Here is a 20035-nt window from a genome sequence, read left to right as displayed (position 1 = left end):
ATTATGAACGTTAAATTAACCAGATATATAACTGTTTTGCTGACCTGTCTGCTTTTCAGTTCACAGGTTTACGCGATAACTGGTCCAACTACTGGGCAAAGCATGGAAGAGGCTATTGAAGTTAGATTTCAGGGAGACCATTTCTCCTGTACTAAAAGCGGTCGCTATAATATAGGCATGTTCACCAAACTATTTCTTTATTATAAAATGTATATTGACAGACCGATGATTGTCCAACTGAAACATTATTCAAGTGTGCCGATAATGATCAATATATTAGATGAACAAGGTGGTTTCATCGAAAATCCAGGGAATATGCTACCCTCCTCTTTCAATCCCGGAATCTATTATGTATTACTGAGTGTACGTGGTGCTGATGTAGATATATCTCTGACGTTTGAAGGGACATCCTTGTATGCGGATGAAGACGATGGTCCGGAAACACCGGAAAATTATACTCCTTCTCAAGATATGAATTACATACGTACCATAACTCCGACAGTGGGTACGGATGAGGCGAACGCCCTTTATTACCTGAGTAAGGCTAAACATCACATACGTTATTTTGATCATTTGGGCAGACTGGCGCAGGAAGTGGCATACAAATCTTCGCCCAACAAAAAGGATGTGGCTGTTTCTCATGCGTATGATGCTTTAGGACGGAGTAGCAAGCAATGGCTCCCGGTGATGTGCTTAGCCCCCCAATCCCCTGGTACCTTCATTCCTGAAAATATCGTTGAAAAGAATGCTCAAGATTTGTATTCCGATCAGGCTGCATTCAGTTATCCTGTGTATGAAGCTTCATCGCTGAACCGCATCATAGAGAATTATGGTCCCGGAAAGGCATGGCAAAGTAAGGGACACGGCGAAAAGACCGACTATCGCACCAATACGTCGGCAGATGCTTGTTTGTATCTCGGCGTGTCGGGCACACCTGCTGCTCCCCAGCTCTTGCAAAAAGGAAAATATCCGGTTTCTGAACTGACTGTAGTCGAGACCAAAGATGAAGACGGGCATACTGTCCTCAGTTTTGAGGATAGGGAAGGTCACGTCATACTGAATAGGAATCTTACTGCGCAGGAAACATTGGATACTTACTACGTTTATAACGAACTTGGTAATTTATGCTTTGTGTTGTCTCCTATGGCGGCAGCCAATCTGAGCGGTTCACCGCAAACCATTCTGGACAAGTATGCTTACCAATACCGATATGATTATCGGAAACGCTGCATTGGCAAGAAGTTACCGGATTGTGGTTGGGTGGAAATGGCATACGACCACAACAATCAATTGGTGTTTACCAGTGATGGTGAGCAGCAGAAGCGTGGTGAGTGTAGTTTTAGTATTTCCGACTTGCTGGGTCGGGAGGTGCTAAGCGGAGTGTATCAGGGTACACTGCCGGATCGCGCCGTTTGTGATGCTTCGGACATCTATGCTGTCTATTCACCTGGCACTGCAGGTGCCCGTGAAGGTTACCGGATTAATTGTCCGACGGGTATCTCGCTTGAAAAGTTGAAAGTGTTGCAGGCTAATTATTATGATACGTACTCGTTTGCCGGTATTTTATCCGGTTTCAGCGGAAATCTCAGTTATGTGGAAGATACCGGTATTGGGAAACGATATACCGGTGAACCGAATGTGCATTGCAAAGATTTGCTGACAGGTAGAATGACTATGGTATTAGGGGGAAATCAGAAACTCTATAGTACTTATTATTACGATTATGACAGAAACTTGATACAGGAACGGCATACAACGTTGAATGGCAAAATCGTAGTCAATAAGTCATCCTTTAATTTCAGTGGGCAGCCGGTGAAGGTTATTGAAGAATATGGTACGGAAATATCTGCTCAGAAAAGCTATCGCTACGACCACATGGGAAGAATGGTTCAGGAAGTGCATACATTAGGAAAAGATAGCACGAAGTTTATCTATGATCATGACCTTCAAGGCAGAATTATACGGCAGACGCGCATTCATGGACTTGATTCTTTAGTGACCACCAATCGGTATAATATACGAAGTTGGATTGAAGCTATTGAAAGTCCTCTGTTTTCACAAAAACTACACTATATCGATGGAAAGGGCACGCCTTACTACAATGGTAATATCAGTAGCATGACGTGGAAAGGAAATGATGAAGTGATGCGAGGATATAAGTTTACTTACGATGCGAGAAATCGCATGACAGATGCTACTTATGGAGAAGGCGATCTCATTAATGCCAATCCGAATCGTTTCACGGAGCAAGTGACCGGTTATGACAAGAATGGAAATATCCTGGGTTTGAAGCGTTATGGGCAGACAGGTGCTTCGTCTTATGGTTTGATTGATAATCTTGCCCTTACTTTGAACGGCAACCAGCTAAAAGCTGTGAATGATGCAGTTACGACTTCTGTCTACAACAACGGTTTCGAGTTTAAGGATGGTGCTAAAGTGGCTACTGAATATACTTATGATACGAATGGGAATTTAACGAAAGATTTGAATAAAAATATTATTTCTATTCAATATAATATTCTAAATTTGCCAAGTATAGTAAGTTTTTCAGATGGCAGTACTATTACCTATACTTATGGTGCTGACGGTACGAAACTCAGGACTGTGCATAAGATAGGTAGCGCAACCACAACTACCGATTATTTGGGCAATGTGGTCTATGAAAATGGTGTTGCCAAGTTGCTTCTGACGGGCTACGGTTATGTTTCTTTGAACGACAAGAAGTATCATTATTTTTTGCAGGATTATCAGGGAAACAATCGCGTGGTAATGGATTCATCCGGCAAGGTAGAAGAAACGAACCATTATTATCCTTTCGGAGGTGTATTTGCAAGTACCGGTAATGTACAACCTTATAAGTATAACGGCAAAGAACTGGATGCGAAGAAAGGGTTGAACTGGTATGATTATGGGGCGAGAATGTATGACCCGGCACTGGGAAGATGGCATACGGTGGATCCGTTGGCAGAGAATTATTATAGAGTCGCTCCTTATGTGTATTGCGATAATCTTCCGGTGCTTTATATTGATCCTGATGGTAAAGGCTGGAACGAAGCTTGGCCTCATCTTAAAAATAGTGTTTCAGGGAATATTTCTTTTGGATTAAATGCTGGAGTATCAGCTCAAGTTTTGGGCGTAAAGATAGGTGCTCAAATAAATGCTGGAAGTGTTCAATATGGAAGCGGTGGGGCTAAGGAAACAAGTGGTGTTTCAGTTAATGTGGGAATTGTAGGAATTGAAAGTTATGATAATGCGTATGAATTAGATAGTCGAACTTCGGTTAAGGAGAATGGCTTAATTGTAAGTGTTCCTTTGTGGTCAGAAGATAATAAGAAGACTACAACATATGATTCTACTAATAAATACTATGAAAAAATTGATGAAGACGAAATCTCAAAGTCAGAAGTTGGTAATATCGATTTCTCTGCAGCTGTAGGTGTTGGAGTTGCTGTAGAGATTGATTTAAAAGAAGTTTGGAACTTTTTTGTTAACTTGTTTAAATGATAAGATATGAATATGAAATTAAAAAGGTTGATGGCATTTTATATTGATGTTGCTATTGCTGCCTTATTAGCAGTTTTGGTAAATGGAATCTTACTTTTTTGCAATATAAGGGTAATAACTCCAATGATTGCTATTTTTGCGTGGTTTGCTCTTTTTTGTAAAGATTGTTTTGGGGGAGCGAGTATTGGAAGGCGTATTGTAGGTATTCAAGTTGTTGATGCTAATACTGGACAAATAGCTAATCCTTTAAAATGTGTATTTCGGAATCTATTCTATTTTCTGACTTTTATAGAATGTATTGCTATGTATTATAGTTCAAATGGACTTCGTATAGGAGATTATGCTTCCCATACTAAAGTTATTCTATATAATAAAGCCTTGCAGAGTCCTAAGTTATCTCAGTCCATTTTAGCTATTGGATATGCTTTAATAGGATTAATATTATTTGAACTCTTTTACTACTTTCGCGCTTCTTCATTTGGATTACAGGGACTTTTATATCAATAAATATTTCCGTTCAGCCGGATCTGTTTATCCGGCTGTTTTGCGTATACGAATACTATCGGAATTTATACAATGATAAATATTATGAAGAGAAGAAAGAAGAAATGGACCACCAAGAATACCCATTTTAAAAAGGATAAAAAAAGGGAAGAAGAACCTGATGATTGGATGCTCAAAGTAGCCTCATGGATTTTTCTTGCACTTGCTATATTAATAATAACAATAATTGCTTTGAATAATCATGTTGTAGGTTATGATAATTTTATAGGTCGTCCTCTTGAGTGGTCTCGTTCTTTATTTGATTAGGAGATTAACTTCGTTTTCTGTTCTTATTCAGCCGGATAAATATATCCGGCTGTTTCTTCTTACGAACCCTGAAGCGTTTCAAACAGCAGAAGAGTATTACCAGAATTTAGACAACACTAATAATTATTAAGTATGGGGAAAAGAAAGAAAAAGTGGACAACCAAGAATACTCATTTACCTAAAATGGGCCAAAGAGAGTATGAAGAAAAAATATCTCGTACTCATAAGATTATAATGATCATTATAGTCATAGGTATGATTATTGCAGATATCATAGTAATGGCAGTTGATACACACGTTGTTGGTTATGATCACTTTCTTAGTATTCCTCTTGAATGGATAAGGTCTTTAAAATGATGTTCCGTTCAGCCGGATATCTTTTTATCCGGCTGTTCTCATATCCGGATTCTCAATCTGCTTGAAAATATAAACTCCTCTCGTTTGCATCCCATCCGGAAAATGGAACTAAAACAAGAATTTACTATAAAATACGTAGTTGCCTTGTCAAGCTGTCGCGGAAAGTTTATCTTTGTATCTGCATATAGAATATTTATTCTTTAAAGGCGTAAATTATGGAGCACGTATCAGATAGCAAATTGTTGCCTTATGGCATGATGAACTTTGCGGTTATTCGTCGTGATGATTATTATTATGTGGACAAGACCTCTTTCATTCCATTGATAGAGCGTTCGGACCGGTTCTTCTTTTTTATCCGTCCCCGTCGCTTCGGCAAGAGTCTGACCTTGAATATGCTGCAACATTATTACGATGTGAATGCGAAGGATAAGTTTGATGCTCTCTTTGGTGATTTGTATATAGGGAAGCATCCCACCAAAGACCGCAACAGCTATTTGGTACTGAAACTTAACTTCTCATTGGTAAGTGCCGAACTGCACAACTATCGCAAGGGCTTGGACGACCATTGCAGCATTGTTTTTGACTATTTCTGTGATGTCTATGCCGATTATCTGCCGGAGGGGATAAAAGAAAAGATGCAGGCGAAAGACGGAGCAGTCAATCAGTTGGAATACCTTTATATGGAATGTGCCAAAGTGAACCGGAAGATTTATCTCTTCATTGATGAGTATGACCACTTCACCAATACTATACTTTCCGATGCCGACAGCCTGAACCGCTATACTGACGAGACACATAAGACCGGCTATCTGCGGGCTTTCTTTAATACCGTGAAATCGGGGACGGATTCATCCATTGAGCGTTGTTTCATCACCGGCGTCAGTCCCGTGACGATGGACGACCTGACCAGTGGCTTCAACATTGGAACTAACTATTCGCTCTCATCCGAGTTTAATGAAATGATGGGCTTCACCGAAGAGGAGGTTCGTCAGATGTTGGCGTATTATTCCACCACCTGCCACTTCAACCATAGCATTGATGAAATCATTGAGATTATGAAGCCGTGGTATGATAATTACTGCTTCGCTCCCGAGAGTTACGATACAACCACGATGTATAACTCCAACATGGTACTTTATTTCGTAAAGAATTATATTTTGTATGGTAAGGTGCCGCGTGACATGATAGAAGATAACATCCGCATTGATTACGAAAAACTGCGTATGCTCATCCGCAAAGATAAGGAATTCTCTCATGATGCCTCTATCATTCAGACTTTAGTGAGCCAAGGATACATTGCCGGAGAACTGAAGAGAGGGTTTCCTGCCGTTAGTATTGTCGACCCCGACAATTTCATAAGTTTGCTTTATTATTTTGGTATGCTCACTGTCAGTGGAATACATAAAGGAAAAACTAAGTTGACTATTCCTAACCAGGTGGTGCGTGAACAACTCTATACTTATCTGTTGAATACATATAATGAGGCGGATCTGAATTTCAGTAACTACGAAAAGAGTGAACTGGCTAGTGCTTTGGCTTATGATGGTAATTGGCAAGTTTACTTCGCTTACATTGCCGACTGCCTGAAGCGTTATGCATCACAGCGTGACAAACAGAAAGGAGAGTTCTTTGTACACGGTTTCACGTTGGCAATGACAGCGCAGAACCGCTTCTACCGTCCAATCTCCGAACAAGACACACAGGCGGGATATGTAGACATCTTCCTATGCCCGTTGCTGGATATCTTCCCGGATATGGTGCACAGTTATATCATCGAACTGAAGTATGCTAAATACAAAGATCCTGAGAGCCGGGTGGAAGAACTGCGTCGGGAAGCCGTTGAGCAGGCCAATCGCTATGCAGATACCGATACGGTGAAACGTGCCGTCGGCACCACGCACCTGCATAAGATTGTAGTGGTATATAAAGGTATGGAGATGAGGGTGTGCGAAGAGGTATGATCCGGTGTGTGCTCTTATGCTCTTCCGGAAGCGATAAATAAGAGTAGAAGAGGTAAATAGTCCTTCAACTCATTACGAAGCAATTCTATAGTCTTTTGTTTATAGCGGTTGACGGATTTCACGCTGAGATTCAGCTCTTCTGCAATTTCTGCATGGGTTTTCCCTTTGAAGAAACTTTCGATAAAGACAGTGCGGTAATTATCAGGAAGTTTGTTCAGGGTCTCATACAGCATCCGGTAAAGCTCATCCAATGTATATACGCTGTCCGATTCGGTTTCGTAGACAGGAGTCTTTTTGCGGATTATTTCCGCATAATTCCATTCGTACTCCTGATGTTTTAGGAAATTCAGACAACTGTTTTTTACACACATCTTAATATAGCCTAATGTGGTATCAGAGTCTATCTCAAAAGTTTCTATTTTATCCCATAGTGAAGTAAATACATCTGAAACAATATCTTCTCGTGTTTCTTTATCTTCTATAAATCTCTTTGCATACAGACAGAAAGGTGCGTAATATTCCTCGTAAAGTAGCTTGAAAGCCTGTTCCTTATCATGTCTTAGGAAAGATATTTTCATACTAATTAGATTTGTTGAAGCGTTTTTGTCGGGCAAATATATAATAAGAAAGTAACATAATGCTCTTTTTCTTCTTTTTTTGCCGGAATGAAAAAAAACTCAGTTTGCCTGTCCCTTTTTTAAATCTCAGTTGTATTATATATGTAATTGCAATTATAAATACATTTTTTTGAACAGGAGTTATGGAAAATTTGAATCCCGAATCATTGCTACAAAAAGCGCAGGCATTGGGAGATGATATTAAAGAAATAGAATCTATTGATGTGGAGCATGCTTATCGGCGGATGCAACAAAAGATAAAAAGCAGCCGGCGGAAGATGATTTACAATCAATGTATGCGTTACGCGGCATTTTTGACGTTGCCATTGTTGCTGGCTTCGTTGACTTTGGGATATCTGTATTTCCATAAACCGGTAGTAGACGAGAAATATGCCGAAGTAACGGCAGCCATGGGATCAGTGATCCGATATGAACTTCCCGATCACTCTGTTGTATGGTTGAATGCCGGCAGTACTCTGCGTTATCCGACGGTGTTCCGGAAAGACAATCGGAATGTAGATCTGAAAGGTGAGGCGTATTTTGAAGTTCAGGCCGACAGGGAACGTCCTTTTTATGTAAACACATCGAATGGGTTGAGCGTATATGTATATGGTACGAAATTCAATGTAACTGCTTATGAGGAGGATGACTGTATAGAAACTGTGCTGGAAAAAGGTAAGGTAAATGTGATAACCCCCAATCAGGAAACAATGGTATTGTCGCCCGGTGAACAGTTGATTTACGAGAAACAGAGTCAGAAATGGACAAAACATAAAGTGGATGTTTACGAGAAGGTAGCCTGGAAAGATGGAAAATTAATATTCAGAAATGCATCGCTGGAAGAAATCTTCAAGCGTCTGTCGCGGCATTTCAATGTAGAAATTCAGTTTAACAATAGGTCTGGAAAAGAATATAGATACCGGGCTACTTTCCGGAGCGAAACTTTGCCGCAGATATTGGATTATCTGGCAAAATCGGCAGCACTGAAGTGGAAGGTGGAAGACGCGGCGCAACAGGCGGACGCTACCTTTACGAAGACAAAAATTACAGTCAATTTATATTAGTAACCTTTTAAAAACCTGAAGAGCCTATGATATAGCATAAAGAAATGAAAAACAAAAAAGGAAGAAAGCTGTCCCCACAGCCTCCTTCCAGGAGATTTTAAAGATTCGCGGAAAAGAGTCTCGCAAACGCTAACCGGGAATCAAACCTTAGTTCATTGAGTAATAAACTTTAGTTAACCGCAAATGTATGAAAAATAATCATTCATTTAATGCATTATGCCTTAAATATACCTTAAATATAAAACTTCCTTTACCTATGAGGATAAGTCTGATACTACTTTTTGCTGTTGTATTGCAGCTTCCCGCCGAGAATGGGTATGCCCAGCGCACCCGAATGCCTTTTTCTATGGAGAATGTTTCTGTAGAGCAAGTGTTGAATAAAATAGAGGAAAACTCCGATTATGTATTCCTTTATAATGATAAGACGATTCAGACGGATCGTATAGTTTCGGTAAAAAATAAATCCGGGAAAATTATAGATGTGCTGAATGATGTCTTCCGTGGAACCAATGTTACGTATACGGTCATGGACAAACAAATCATTCTGTCTACCAAACAGGTTGCCCAACAGGAACCTCAGATAAAAGTGACCGGTGTGGTGAAAGATGCAACCGGAGAACCGTTGATCGGTGTGAATGTCAAAGTGAAAAATGCTCCTACCGGTGCCATTACGGATTTGGATGGTCAGTTCAGTCTGATAGTAAATAAAGGTGATGTACTGGAAATTTCTTATGTGGGATATACTACACAGAATGTAACCATAGTTAATGATCAGACCTTGAATGTTTTGCTGCAAGAAGATGCACAGAAGCTGAATGAAGTGGTTGTTACAGCTCTTGGTATTAAACGTGCAGAGAAAGCATTGAGCTATAATGTACAAAAGGTTGATCAGGATGAACTTGTAAAAGTGAAAGATGCCAACTTTGTTAATTCCCTGAATGGTAAAATTGCCGGTGTAAGCATCAATAAAAGTGCCAGTGGTGTAGGTGGCGCTACCCGCGTGGTGATGCGTGGCGCAAAGTCAATCGAAGGTGATAATAATGCTTTGTATGTGGTGGACGGTATTCCTTTATTCAACACCAATATGGGGAATACGGATAGCGGCATTATGGGTGAAGGCAAAGCCGGTACTGAAGGTATTGCAGATTTTAACCCAGAAGATATTGAAAGCCTTTCTGTACTGAGTGGCCCTTCGGCTGCGGCTCTATATGGTAGTAGTGCCGCCAACGGTGTGATTCTGATTACTACAAAGAAAGGTAAGGAAGGTAAACTGCAAATTTCTGTCTCTTCTTCTACCGAATTCAGCAAGGCATATATGACTCCGGAATTTCAGAATACGTATGGAAACAAGAAGGATGCGTATGATAGCTGGGGAGAAAAACTGGCAACTCCGTCAAACTACGACCCGAAGAATGATTTCTTCAATACAGGTACCAACTTCATCAATTCATTGACATTGACTACGGGGACAAAACAGAACCAGACATTCGCTTCTATTTCGTCTACCAATTCTAAAGGTATCGTGCCTAATAACGCTTATGACCGTCTGAACTTTACCATTCGCAACACCGCTACCTTCTTTAATGATAAGTTGCAGCTTGATCTTGGAGCATCTTATGTGAAGCAGAAAGATAGAAATATGGTTTCGCAAGGTCAGTATTGGAATCCTGTGATGGCTGCTTATCTGTTCCCACGTGGTGAGAGTTTTGAAGCGATTAAAACATTTGAAACCTACAATGACGGGCGTAAGATTCCTCAGCAGAATTGGCCTGTAGCTGATCCGGTTTATGCTTCTCAAAACCCTTATTGGACGGCCTATCGTAATGTGGCTACCAATGAAAAGAGCCGTTATATGTTCAATGTAGGATTGACTTATAATATAACCGATTGGTTGAATGCAGCTGCCCGTTTTAGAATGGATGATACTCAGGTGCTGTTTGAGCGTAAGATTTTCGCCACTTCTGATCAGAAATTTGCAGAAGGTAAGAAAGGACATTACGGATACAGTAATTATAACGATCGTCAGGAATATGCCGACTTTATGGTGAATATCAACAAACGTATCAAGGACTTCAGTCTTTCTGCCAACTTGGGTTGGAGTTATTCCAATTATTGGTTGTTAGAGAGAGGGTATAAGGGCACTTTGCTTGGTGTAACCAACGATTTTAATGCTGTCAATATAGATCCCGCCAACGGTCGTATTTCTGAAAAGGGAGGTGATAGCCGTGTGCGCAATCATGCTGTTTTTGCCAATGTGGAATTAGGCTGGAAGAGTATGCTCTATCTGACGCTGACCGGACGTAATGACTGGAACTCTCGCCTCGTAAACACGGATGAAGAATCCTTCTTTTATCCTTCTGTTGGTTTATCAGCTATCGTTTCCGAAATGGTGAAATTGCCTGAATTCATCTCTTACTTGAAATTGCGTGGTTCGTTCACCGAAGTCGGTGCACCGATTTCCCGTTCGGGTTTGACTCCGGGTACGGTGACAACACCTATTTCAGGCGGTGCTATGAAAGAGACCTTTATTTATCCGTTCACTGACTTCAAGGCAGAACGTACTAAATCGTATGAATTCGGTTTGAGTTTGCGCTTGTGGAATAAACTGAGTGCGGAGATCACTTATTATCACTCTAATACAAAGAACCAGACTTTCTTGGGAAGCCTTCCGGAATTTACCGGTTATAAACAGATTTATCTGCAGGCGGGTGATGTGGAGAACCGTGGTTGGGAAGCTTCATTAGGCTACAATGATAAGTTGGGTAATGGGCTGGCTTTCTCTTCTACACTTACTTTCTCACGCAATATCAATGAAATCAAAGAGATGGTAAATGGTTATCATACCGATTTGTTGGATGATCCGATTCAAATTTCTGAAGTGAAGAAAGATAAAGGCCGTATTATTTTAAAAGAAGGTGGCAGCATTCATGACATTTATGCCAATACCTTCCTGAAGAAAGATCACCAAGGGTATGTGGAAATAAAGGCTGATGGTACGTATGGTGTAGAAGCTGGTGACCCCGTTTATTTAGGAAAGGTAGCTCCAGACTTTAATATGGGATGGAACAACGCCTTGTCATATAAGGGATTTGGGGTAAGTTTCTTAATTAATGGACGCTTTGGGGGTATAGTAACGTCTTCTACCGAGGCATTGCTTGATCGTTTTGGTGTCTCAAAGCGTTCGGCTGAAGCACGCGATGCGGGAGGTGCCTTATTGCCGGGACAAGGTAGAGTAGATGCAAAGACTTATTATCAGATGATTGGTACGGGAGGTTATGAAACTTCCGGATATTATGTCTACAGTGCTACTAATATCCGTTTACAAGAGTTGACATTCAGTTATACGTTGCCTAACAAATGGTTTAAAAATGTGCTGAAGGACGTTACACTTTCATTTATCGCAAACAATCCATGGATGTTGTATTGTGAAGCTCCGTTTGATCCCGAATTGACTCCTTCTACCGCTACTTACGGGCAAGGTAATGATTATTTTATGCAGCCAAGCGTGCGTAGCTTTGGTTTTGGTATTAAATTTAAATTGTAATAGACCGCTTTATTATGAAAAAGATAAATAAATATAAACTCTTAGCAAGTATATGCGCCATGTCGCTATTAGTGTCATGTGATTACGAGAATATCAATACAGATCGTCAGGGAATGACTGACGAAGAAGGTATACGGGATGGCTTTGCTGTAGGTGGATCGGTGACAAGTATGCAAAAAACAGTTTTTCCTGTGGGGACACAAGCCGATGATACGGATATTATTAATCTTTATCAGACTGCTTATCATCTTTCAGTAGATTGTTGGAGTGGCTTTTTCGGACAGAATAATGATTGGGGAGGCAATTCGCACCCGACTTATTATTTGTTGGATGCTATGATTTCGTCTACCTATACAAGTGCGTACACGAATGTGCTCGTTCCTTGGAAAAAATTGAAAGCTTCTGCTGAAAAGAACAATACCCCTGAAGTTTTTGCATTGGCGCAAATACTGAAAATTTCAGCATGGCACAAAGCGCTGGAGTCATTCGGACCCATACCTTATTCTCATGCGGCGGATGCAACAATGAACATTCCTTTTGATTCAGAGAAGGATGTGTATACAGCCATGTTTAAGGATTTGACTGAGGCCATTGATGTATTGACGTTGAAAGCTGAAGGTGGGGTTGTTCTGATGGAAGATTTCGATGCCGTTTATGCGGGCGATACAAGGAAATGGGTGAAGTATGCCAATTCATTGATGCTTCGTTTGGCTATACGTATTCGTTTTGCCGATGAGGGAATGGCTAAAAAATATGCACTTCAGGCAGTTACACACTCTATTGGTGTAATGACTAATAAGGATGAAGAAGCGCAAATGAGTGTGGGTGCAGGCATTACTTTCCGCAACAATATTAACTGGTTGTCTGAACAGTATAATGAAACACGTATGGGATCGTCTATATTTTCTTATTTGATGGGCTATAAAGATCCTCGTTTAAGTACTTATTTCAAGCCTGTAGATGCGACTAGCGAGCTTGGACAATTAGCTGACGATGGTAAAAAATATCAGGCTGTACCAGCCGGACATCGTTATGGGCAGAATGATGTTTATAAGTTATTCTCTAAACCTAAAATAGAAGATAGTACTCCTACTTACTGGATGCGTGCTTCTGAAGTGTATTTCTTACGTGCTGAAGCGGCTTTGGTATGGGGAGGCGAGTTTGGAAGTGCCGATGAACTCTATAAACAAGGTATTGCAATGTCATTCCAGGAAAATGGCATTTCCGCTTCTGTTGATAACTATATGAATTCTGATGAGATCCCCGTAAAACATGAATTTGGAGGGCGTTACTCTTGCAGTTTTGCTGCACCTCATGCTGTTACTGCTAAGTTTGAAGGTGATCAGGAAGAGAAACTGGAGAAAATTATCATTCAGAAATGGATTGCACTCTTTCCGAATGGTCAGGAGGCTTGGACAGAATGGAGAAGAACCGGTTATCCGGATTTGAATCCTGTAATGGTGAACGAAGGCTCATTCCAAGGGGCTACTGTCGAAGGAGGCGTTCGCCGTATGATTTATCCTGCAAGTTTCAAAGATACAGAAGAGTTAAAAGCTGCTTTGCAGTTGTTTAATAATGGTCAGGGCGGTGAAGATAAGTCTTCTACCCGTTTATGGTGGGATTGCAAGCGATAATCTATAGAAACAGTTTTAATACAATAATGAAGAATATGAAAGCATTAAAAAAAATATTATATATCATTCCGTTACTGAGCATGATGGCAACATCTTGTACGGATGTAGAAAATATAGAAATTGATCACATCGGCGGATACAACACCTTGGATAATGCGAAGAGTGAAGCTTATTATGCCAACTTGCGTGAATATAAAGCAACCGCCAATAACTATGGTCGTCCCGTAGCGTTTGGATGGTTTTCTAACTGGGCTCCATCGGGAGCGATGCGAAAGGGATATTTGTCTTCTGTACCCGATAGCATGGATATTATATCTATGTGGAGTGGTGCTCCCGGAAGATTCGAGATAACGGAAGCACAAAAGACAGACAAGGAATTTGTGCAGAAAGTAAAAGGTATAAAATTGTTGGAAGTTAGTTTACTTTCGCATTTAGGAAAGGGAAGAACCCCTAATTCTGTTTATGCAGAAGTGGAAAAGAAGGCTGAGGAAGAAGGATGGTCTGATGATAAACTTGCAACGGAAAGAAAATATGCACGTTGGGACTTCTGGGGATTTACTTCTCATGATTTGAACAATACTGAAAATTTGGAAGGAGCATTGGCTAACTTTGCCAAAGCGCTTTGTGACTCACTGGTTGTAGGTGATTGGGATGGTTTTGACATTGACTGGGAACCGGGTAGCGGTTTTAATGATTCTGATGGAACTTTAAACAATCGGACTATTGTTTTCTTGGTTAAAGAAATGGGCAAATACATTGGTCCCAAAAGTGATCCGGAAGGAAAAGGACATAAGTTGTTGTGTATTGACGGTCTTATAGGCTATTTTCCCGAAGAAATGGAAGAGTATGTAGATTACTGGATAACCCAGTCTTATGGAAGTTCATCCCCTCACTATACTTCTCCCGGAAATATACCTGAGAAGCTTATTATAACAGAGAATTTTGAGGCTTCTGCCGGACATGGCGGACAGTTGTTACGACAAGCAGCCTATATGCCTGACAAGGGATATAAAGGAGGTGTTGGAGCCTATCGCTTTGACAATGATTATGACAATACACCCGATTATAAGTGGATGCGGCAAGCGATACAAATTAACCAGCGTGTGTTTAATGAATGGAAAGCTGAGCAGGGGAACAAAGAGGAAAAGAAATAAATTAAATTTTAGAATCTAAAGGATATGAATAAATATTTATTGAAATATATAGCATTTTGCTTTATCGTCATGCTGTTAGGCAGTTGTAATGATAGTGAAAGTGATTTGTTGGAACCTAAGGTTTATTTTGAAAACAAGGAATATGTAATCGAGGTAACTGATGCAGAAGTAATGACTCATGATCTGCAGGCCCGAGTATCTTCTTTATATTCTTCTTCGGTAGAGGTATCTTATGAAGTAGCGGATCCCAGCGTTGTAGAAGCGTATAATAAAAAATACGGTACGGAATATGAAACTTTTGAGGCATCTAATGTGAAGTTGGGTAGTGGCTCTTCTGTAGTGCCTGATGGTCAGGTGTATGCGGAATTGGTTTCTTTGCAGTTTTCTAATCTGAAAAGTATAGAAGAGGGAAAATCTTATCTTCTACCGGTGCGTATCAAGTCGGCTTCTTTGCCTATTATTGAAGAAAGAGATATCGTTTATTTTGTTGTTACTAAGCCGGTACGTATTATGAAGGTGGCCAAGGTTTCTAGTAACTATATCAAGGTTCCTTTGGTACCGGGTACACTATTTACTTCCATTACGTATGAGGCGTTGATTAATGTGGACTGGTTTGGAAATAATAATACGGTTATGGGATGTGAAGGTAAGTTGATTTTCCGTATCGGTGACACACCTTTGGTAGCTGCAAATCACTTACAGATTGCCGGTAGCAAGGAATTCAGTGTTTCGCAAGGTCTGGAAGAACAGAAATGGTATCATGTAGCATTCTCGTATGATCAACCGACTGGAAAGGCTGCTATTTACATCAATGGTGAGAAGGCTTCGGAGGCTACTTGGGATACGCCTAACTTCGACCTTACGGCCAATGCAGGAGGGTTCTTTATCGGAAAAGTGGCAGGATTCATGTGGGGAGAGCGCCCATTCTATGGTCGCATGAGTGAAGTCAGACTTTGGAATGTATCCCGTACGGAAAATCAAATAAAACAGAATATGATTACCGTTGATCCGAAATCAGAGGGACTTGCCGCCTATTATAAACTGAACGGAACAGACCAGTTCCAGGATGGAGATACCTGGAAAGTGAAAGATGCTTCGGGGCATGGTATGGATGGTCTGGTCAATGGGGGACGTTCTGCTCTCAATATTATTGATTTGGATGAACCGGTAACCATAAAATAACTTTATAGTTGAAGTTTAGAAAGGCTTTATAGTCTTGTTTACTATAAAAATAAGCCTTGTTTTACAGTAGAATGCAAGTTTTTGTAGTTAATAGTTACAGGAACTTGCATTTCTGTTTTAGAATGAAACAACAGGAGATATGCTAATTAAATTTAAAATTGAAACTCTAAGGGTAGTAGTTCAACAAAGTGAGTTGTATTATTGATACATAGTGAAAAAAAAGAGCGTCAATGCTCATTAAACTGAATTTAATGATGAAAAACATGAAATCCATTGCAAAGCAGGCGAGTGCTTTCCTATTACTGGGAATGGCGGTTTGTAGCTGTACATATGTGCTTCAGCAACAAGACCACGCATCCTACGTGAATCCCTTTATCGGTACAGGCGGACATGGACATACATATCCCGGAGCGGTAGTTCCTAACGGGATGATTCAACCCAGCCCTGATACGCGTATTTATCAGTGGGATGCTTGTTCCGGCTATTATTATGCTGACTCCACGATCAACGGTTTCTCACATACCCATCTCAATGGCACCGGCTGTGGTGACTATGGTGACGTATTGCTGATGCCCACCGTAGGACAGCAAAGTTATCAGGCTATGGGAACGGAAAGTCAGCAGATGGCCTATGCTTCCGCATTTTCTCATGAAAATGAAACTGCTGAACCGGGATATTATTCCGTATACTTAGACCGTTATCGGGTCAAAGCAGAACTAAGCGCAACCAAACGTGCCGCAATTCATCGTTATACCTTCCCGAAAGCAGCGGATGCCGGGTTTATTCTCGATTTGGATTATAGTCTGCAACGCCAGACGAATGAGGATATGGTACTGGAAGTGATCAGTGATACGGAAATCCGCGGACATAAGAAAACCGTATATTGGGCTTTCGACCAATATATTAATTTCTATGCTAAGTTCTCCAAGCCTTTCACCTATACATTAGTGACCGATTCTATGGCATTGGATGCAGACGGCCCGCTGTTGCCCACCGCTAAAGTCTTATTGCAGTTCGAAACCGGAGAAAATGAACAGGTGCTTGTGAAAGTAGGCGTTTCGGCTGTCGATATGGATGGAGCACGCAAGAATGTGGAAGCTGAAATTCCCGGATGGGATTTTGACGGAGTAAAGAAGGCTGCCCGCCAGTCCTGGAATGATTATCTTTCAAAGATAGATATTGAAACTGAAAATGCTGATCAGCGCACTATGTTCTATACTGCACTTTATCATACAGGCGTGCAGCCTAACTTGTTTACAGATGCTGATGGCCGCTATCTGGGTATGGATTTGAAACCCCACCAGGGAAGTGTGGACCAACCTGTTTATACCATCTTTTCTTTGTGGGATACTTTCCGTGCTTATCATCCTTTGATGACCATCATAGATCCGGATTTGAATGAGGCATTTATCCGCTCTCTTCTTCTTAAGCAGCGTGAAGGCGGTGTCTTCCCGATGTGGGAGCTGGCCGGAAACTATACCGGTACGATGATCGGCTATCATGCCGCTTCCGTCATCACGGATGCTTATATGAAAGGTGCCCGTAATTTTGACGTGAAAGAGGCCTATCAGGCTTGTTTGCGTGCTGCCGAATATGATACGACAGGAATAAAGTGCCCTCCTTTGGTATTACCCCATCTGATGCCACAGGCTAAATACTGGAAGAATAAGATTGGGTATGTGCCTTGCGATAAGGATAATGAGGCGGTAGCCAAAGCGCTGGAATACGCATACGATGACTGGTGTATTTCTGTTCTTGCCGGTGAGCAGGGCGATGCGCCCAATCAGCAGAAATATGCCGAGTTTGGCAAAGGATACAAACATTATTTTGATCCTTCCACCCGTTTTATGCGTGGGCTGGACAGTGAGGGCAACTGGCGTACACCTTTCAATCCCCGTTCTTCCAATCATCGCAGTGACGATTATTGTGAAGGTACTGCCTGGCAGTGGACTTGGTTTGTGCCTCATGATGTAGAAGGATTAGTAGAATTGATGGGAGGTCGTGAAGCTTTCATAGGCAAACTGGATTCACTGTTTACGGCTAATTCCGCTTTGGAAGGGGAACTGGTATCTGCTGATATTTCAGGGTTGATCGGACAATATGCGCATGGCAATGAGCCGAGTCATCATATTACACATCTTTACAATTATGTAGGACAATCATACAAAACTCAGGAATTGGTAGATGAAGTTTTGCATACACTTTATTTTAATGATCCGAACGGACTTTCGGGTAACGAGGATTGCGGACAGATGTCTGCTTGGTACATTCTCAATGCGATGGGATTCTATCAGGTATGTCCGGGCAAACCTGTGTATTCTATCGGCCGTCCCTTATTTGATAAAGCAACCATTCACCTGAAAGGCGGGAAGACTTTCACCATCGTAACACATGACAATAGTCGCGAGAACAAGTATGTGCAGAAGATGGTCCTGAATGGTAAAGAACTGAATGCGCCCTTTTTTGCACATCAAGATATGATAGACGGTGGTACTCTGGAATTAACGATGGGCGGTGAACCGCTGAAATAAAAGTCAAATAGGTATGAGTCGAAATAGTCGTAATCCGATTTCCTGGGTACCCACCGTCTACTTTGCTATGGGGCTTCCCTTTGTGGTGCTGAATATGGTATCTGTACTGATGTTTAAAGGTCTGGGCATCGATGATGCGCAAATTGCTTTGTGGACATCACTGATTATGTTGCCCTGGACACTGAAATTCCTTTGGAGTCCGTTTCTGGAGATGTTCAAAACGAAGAAATTCTTTGTAGTGTTGACACAACTGATTACCGGGGCAGGTTTTGCCCTTGTAGCGTTGGCGTTGCATCTTCCGGCTTTCTTTGCCGTATGTATTGCTTTACTGGCGATTATTGCTTTCAGCGGGGCAACGCATGATGTTGCAACCGATGGTGTTTATATGTCAGAATTGAATAAGCAGGATCAGGCTAAATATATAGGTTGGCAAGGTGCTTTCTATAATATTGCTAAGATTGTCGCATCCGGTGGGTTGGTTTGGTTGGCAGGATGGTTGCTGAAACACTATGGGGGAGTTCCGGGAGCGGAGGAAACTGTTCGTCATGAAGCCACAGTACAGGCTTGGATGACGGTTATGTTCATTCTGGCTGCTGTAATGGTATTGCTGGGAGTGTATCACATGCGTATGTTGCCTTCGGGAGGAACTGCTGCCACGGGCACGACATCCGGCAAGGAAACTTGGAACCGGTTGGTGGAAGTGATCCGGAACTTCTTTCAGAAGAAACATATCTGGTATTACATTACTTTCATCATTCTTTATCGTTTGGCCGAAGGTTTTGTCATGAAGATAGTGCCGTTGTTTCTGAAGGCGGAACGTTCAGTCGGCGGTCTGGGACTGGGAGAACAGGAGATAGGTTTGTACTATGGTACTTATGGGGCGGCTGCATTTGTGCTGGGTTCCTTGTTGGCCGGCTATTATATATCTCACAGAGGGTTGAGTCGCACGCTGTTTTCACTATGCTGCATTTTCAATCTTCCATTTCTGGCTTATACACTACTGGCCATTTATCAGCCGGAGAACGGCATGTTGATAGGCGGTGCCATTGTGCTTGAATATTTCGGTTATGGTTTCGGATTCGTAGGTTTGTCGCTGTTTATGATGCAGCAAGTGGCACCCGGTAAGCACCAGATGGCTCACTATGCTTTTGCTTCAGGCATCATGAATTTGGGTGTGATGTTGCCGGGTTCTATCAGTGGCTTTGTCAGTAACGCGTTGGGATATAAGACATTCTTCGTCTTCACGATGTTTGCTACTATTCCGGCATTCCTGATAACGTATTTTGTGCCGTTTACCTATCCGGATGAAAAGAAGGTTAAATGATAATTTAGCGAAACGCAGATTAACGCAAATTTTCGCAGATTAAGTAATCATGCGAATCAGGAGTTGAATTATGTTCATATCCGGAAAGTAATGAATTAAATGATAATTTAGCGGCGAGAATGAATAGGCAGAACTATCTCAATTCTCCTCCTCCTCGGAGGAGGAGTACCCGTAGGGGGAGGTGGTAGGTAAAATAATAAATACCTATTAATAAGAATATTAAGGTATTCTTTCCTACCTACCACCCCGCCCTTTGGGCACCCCTCCTCCGGGGAGGAGGGGAATTTGGATAGTCAGAGTATTTCACTGCTAAATTTCCATTTATAAAATTAGTAATAACAATAAATATAAAA

At 41.3% G+C, this 20035-nt stretch carries 13 protein-coding genes; 12 read left to right on the top strand and 1 reads right to left on the bottom strand.

All coding sequences use genetic code 11. The annotated features are described in order from the left end of the window. Positions 1-3: 3 nt before the first annotated feature. From BN161_RS30210 to BN161_RS00160, 5 genes are all read left to right on the top strand, one after another. Positions 4-3504 (top strand): DUF6443 domain-containing protein, encoded by a 3501-nt coding sequence (locus BN161_RS30210; RefSeq protein ID WP_244436359.1) that lies wholly within the window; start codon positions 4-6, stop codon positions 3502-3504. Positions 3505-3510: 6 nt separating this feature from the next. After that, a complete protein-coding gene (locus tag BN161_RS00175; RefSeq protein ID WP_081743596.1) occupies positions 3511-4011 on the top strand; it encodes an RDD family protein in 501 nt (166 codons plus the stop codon). Between the two features lie 81 nt (positions 4012-4092). Further along, the gene (locus tag BN161_RS00170) at positions 4093-4314 is read left to right on the top strand and encodes a hypothetical protein (RefSeq protein WP_125910705.1); all 222 of its coding nucleotides are present in this window, start codon (positions 4093-4095) and stop codon (positions 4312-4314) included. Positions 4315-4446: 132 nt separating this feature from the next. Beyond that, positions 4447-4671, top strand: coding sequence for a hypothetical protein (locus BN161_RS00165; RefSeq protein ID WP_044262014.1), 225 nt, complete (start codon positions 4447-4449; stop codon positions 4669-4671). Between the two features lie 215 nt (positions 4672-4886). After that, positions 4887-6632: an AAA family ATPase gene (locus BN161_RS00160; protein WP_044262012.1), complete on the top strand. Its 1746-nt coding sequence runs from the start codon at positions 4887-4889 to the stop codon at positions 6630-6632. 14 nt (positions 6633-6646) lie between these two features. On the opposite strand, the gene BN161_RS00155 is transcribed toward BN161_RS00160, so the two are convergent. Beyond that, entirely contained in the window at positions 6647-7210 is a 564-nt protein-coding gene (locus BN161_RS00155; RefSeq protein ID WP_044262009.1) for an RNA polymerase sigma-70 factor, read from the bottom strand. Positions 7211-7392: 182 nt separating this feature from the next. On the opposite strand from BN161_RS00155, the gene BN161_RS00150 reads away from it, so the two are divergent. The 7 genes from BN161_RS00150 (at position 7393) to BN161_RS00120 (ending at position 19682) form a co-directional block, all read left to right on the top strand. Then, positions 7393-8313: a FecR family protein gene (locus BN161_RS00150; RefSeq protein WP_044262008.1), complete on the top strand. Its 921-nt coding sequence runs from the start codon at positions 7393-7395 to the stop codon at positions 8311-8313. A 256-nt stretch (positions 8314-8569) separates the two neighbouring features. Continuing rightward, on the top strand, positions 8570-11857 hold the full coding sequence (locus BN161_RS00145) for a TonB-dependent receptor (protein ID WP_125910704.1): 3288 nt from the start codon (positions 8570-8572) through the stop codon (positions 11855-11857). 14 nt (positions 11858-11871) lie between these two features. After that, positions 11872-13491 carry a SusD/RagB family nutrient-binding outer membrane lipoprotein gene (locus BN161_RS00140; RefSeq protein WP_044262007.1) on the top strand — a complete coding sequence of 540 codons (1620 nt, stop codon included), beginning with the start codon at positions 11872-11874 and terminating at the stop codon, positions 13489-13491. A 35-nt stretch (positions 13492-13526) separates the two neighbouring features. Then, positions 13527-14645 (top strand): endo-beta-N-acetylglucosaminidase family protein, encoded by a 1119-nt coding sequence (locus tag BN161_RS00135; RefSeq protein ID WP_044262365.1) that lies wholly within the window; start codon positions 13527-13529, stop codon positions 14643-14645. A gap of 24 nt (positions 14646-14669) precedes the next feature. Then, positions 14670-15827 carry a DUF1735 and LamG domain-containing protein gene (locus BN161_RS00130; protein WP_044262005.1) on the top strand — a complete coding sequence of 386 codons (1158 nt, stop codon included), beginning with the start codon at positions 14670-14672 and terminating at the stop codon, positions 15825-15827. 251 nt (positions 15828-16078) lie between these two features. After that, complete coding sequence (locus BN161_RS00125; protein WP_044262364.1) at positions 16079-18358, top strand: GH92 family glycosyl hydrolase; 2280 nt, start codon at positions 16079-16081, stop codon at positions 18356-18358. Positions 18359-18371: 13 nt separating this feature from the next. Beyond that, the gene (locus tag BN161_RS00120) at positions 18372-19682 is read left to right on the top strand and encodes an MFS transporter (protein WP_044262004.1); all 1311 of its coding nucleotides are present in this window, start codon (positions 18372-18374) and stop codon (positions 19680-19682) included. Positions 19683-20035 lie beyond the last annotated feature (353 nt).

This window comes from Bacteroides timonensis (assembly GCF_000513195.1).
GTDB lineage: Bacteria > Bacteroidota > Bacteroidia > Bacteroidales > Bacteroidaceae > Bacteroides > Bacteroides timonensis.
This window is presented reverse-complemented; position numbering and strand designations above follow the sequence as displayed.

Bases quoted from the DNA above. Each gene is read 5' to 3' on its own strand.
- BN161_RS30210 (WP_244436359.1), top strand. From the start codon at position 4: ATGAACGTTAAATTAACCAGATATATAACTGTTTTGCTGACCTGTCTG.
- BN161_RS00175 (WP_081743596.1), top strand. From the start codon at position 3,511: ATGAATATGAAATTAAAAAGGTTGATGGCATTTTATATTGATGTTGCT.
- BN161_RS00170 (WP_125910705.1), top strand. From the start codon at position 4,093: ATGAAGAGAAGAAAGAAGAAATGGACCACCAAGAATACCCATTTTAAA.
- BN161_RS00165 (WP_044262014.1), top strand. From the start codon at position 4,447: ATGGGGAAAAGAAAGAAAAAGTGGACAACCAAGAATACTCATTTACCT.
- BN161_RS00160 (WP_044262012.1), top strand. From the start codon at position 4,887: ATGGAGCACGTATCAGATAGCAAATTGTTGCCTTATGGCATGATGAAC.
- BN161_RS00155 (WP_044262009.1), bottom strand. From the start codon at position 7,210: ATGAAAATATCTTTCCTAAGACATGATAAGGAACAGGCTTTCAAGCTA.
- BN161_RS00150 (WP_044262008.1), top strand. From the start codon at position 7,393: ATGGAAAATTTGAATCCCGAATCATTGCTACAAAAAGCGCAGGCATTG.
- BN161_RS00145 (WP_125910704.1), top strand. From the start codon at position 8,570: ATGAGGATAAGTCTGATACTACTTTTTGCTGTTGTATTGCAGCTTCCC.
- BN161_RS00140 (WP_044262007.1), top strand. From the start codon at position 11,872: ATGAAAAAGATAAATAAATATAAACTCTTAGCAAGTATATGCGCCATG.
- BN161_RS00135 (WP_044262365.1), top strand. From the start codon at position 13,527: ATGAAAGCATTAAAAAAAATATTATATATCATTCCGTTACTGAGCATG.
- BN161_RS00130 (WP_044262005.1), top strand. From the start codon at position 14,670: ATGAATAAATATTTATTGAAATATATAGCATTTTGCTTTATCGTCATG.
- BN161_RS00125 (WP_044262364.1), top strand. From the start codon at position 16,079: ATGATGAAAAACATGAAATCCATTGCAAAGCAGGCGAGTGCTTTCCTA.
- BN161_RS00120 (WP_044262004.1), top strand. From the start codon at position 18,372: ATGAGTCGAAATAGTCGTAATCCGATTTCCTGGGTACCCACCGTCTAC.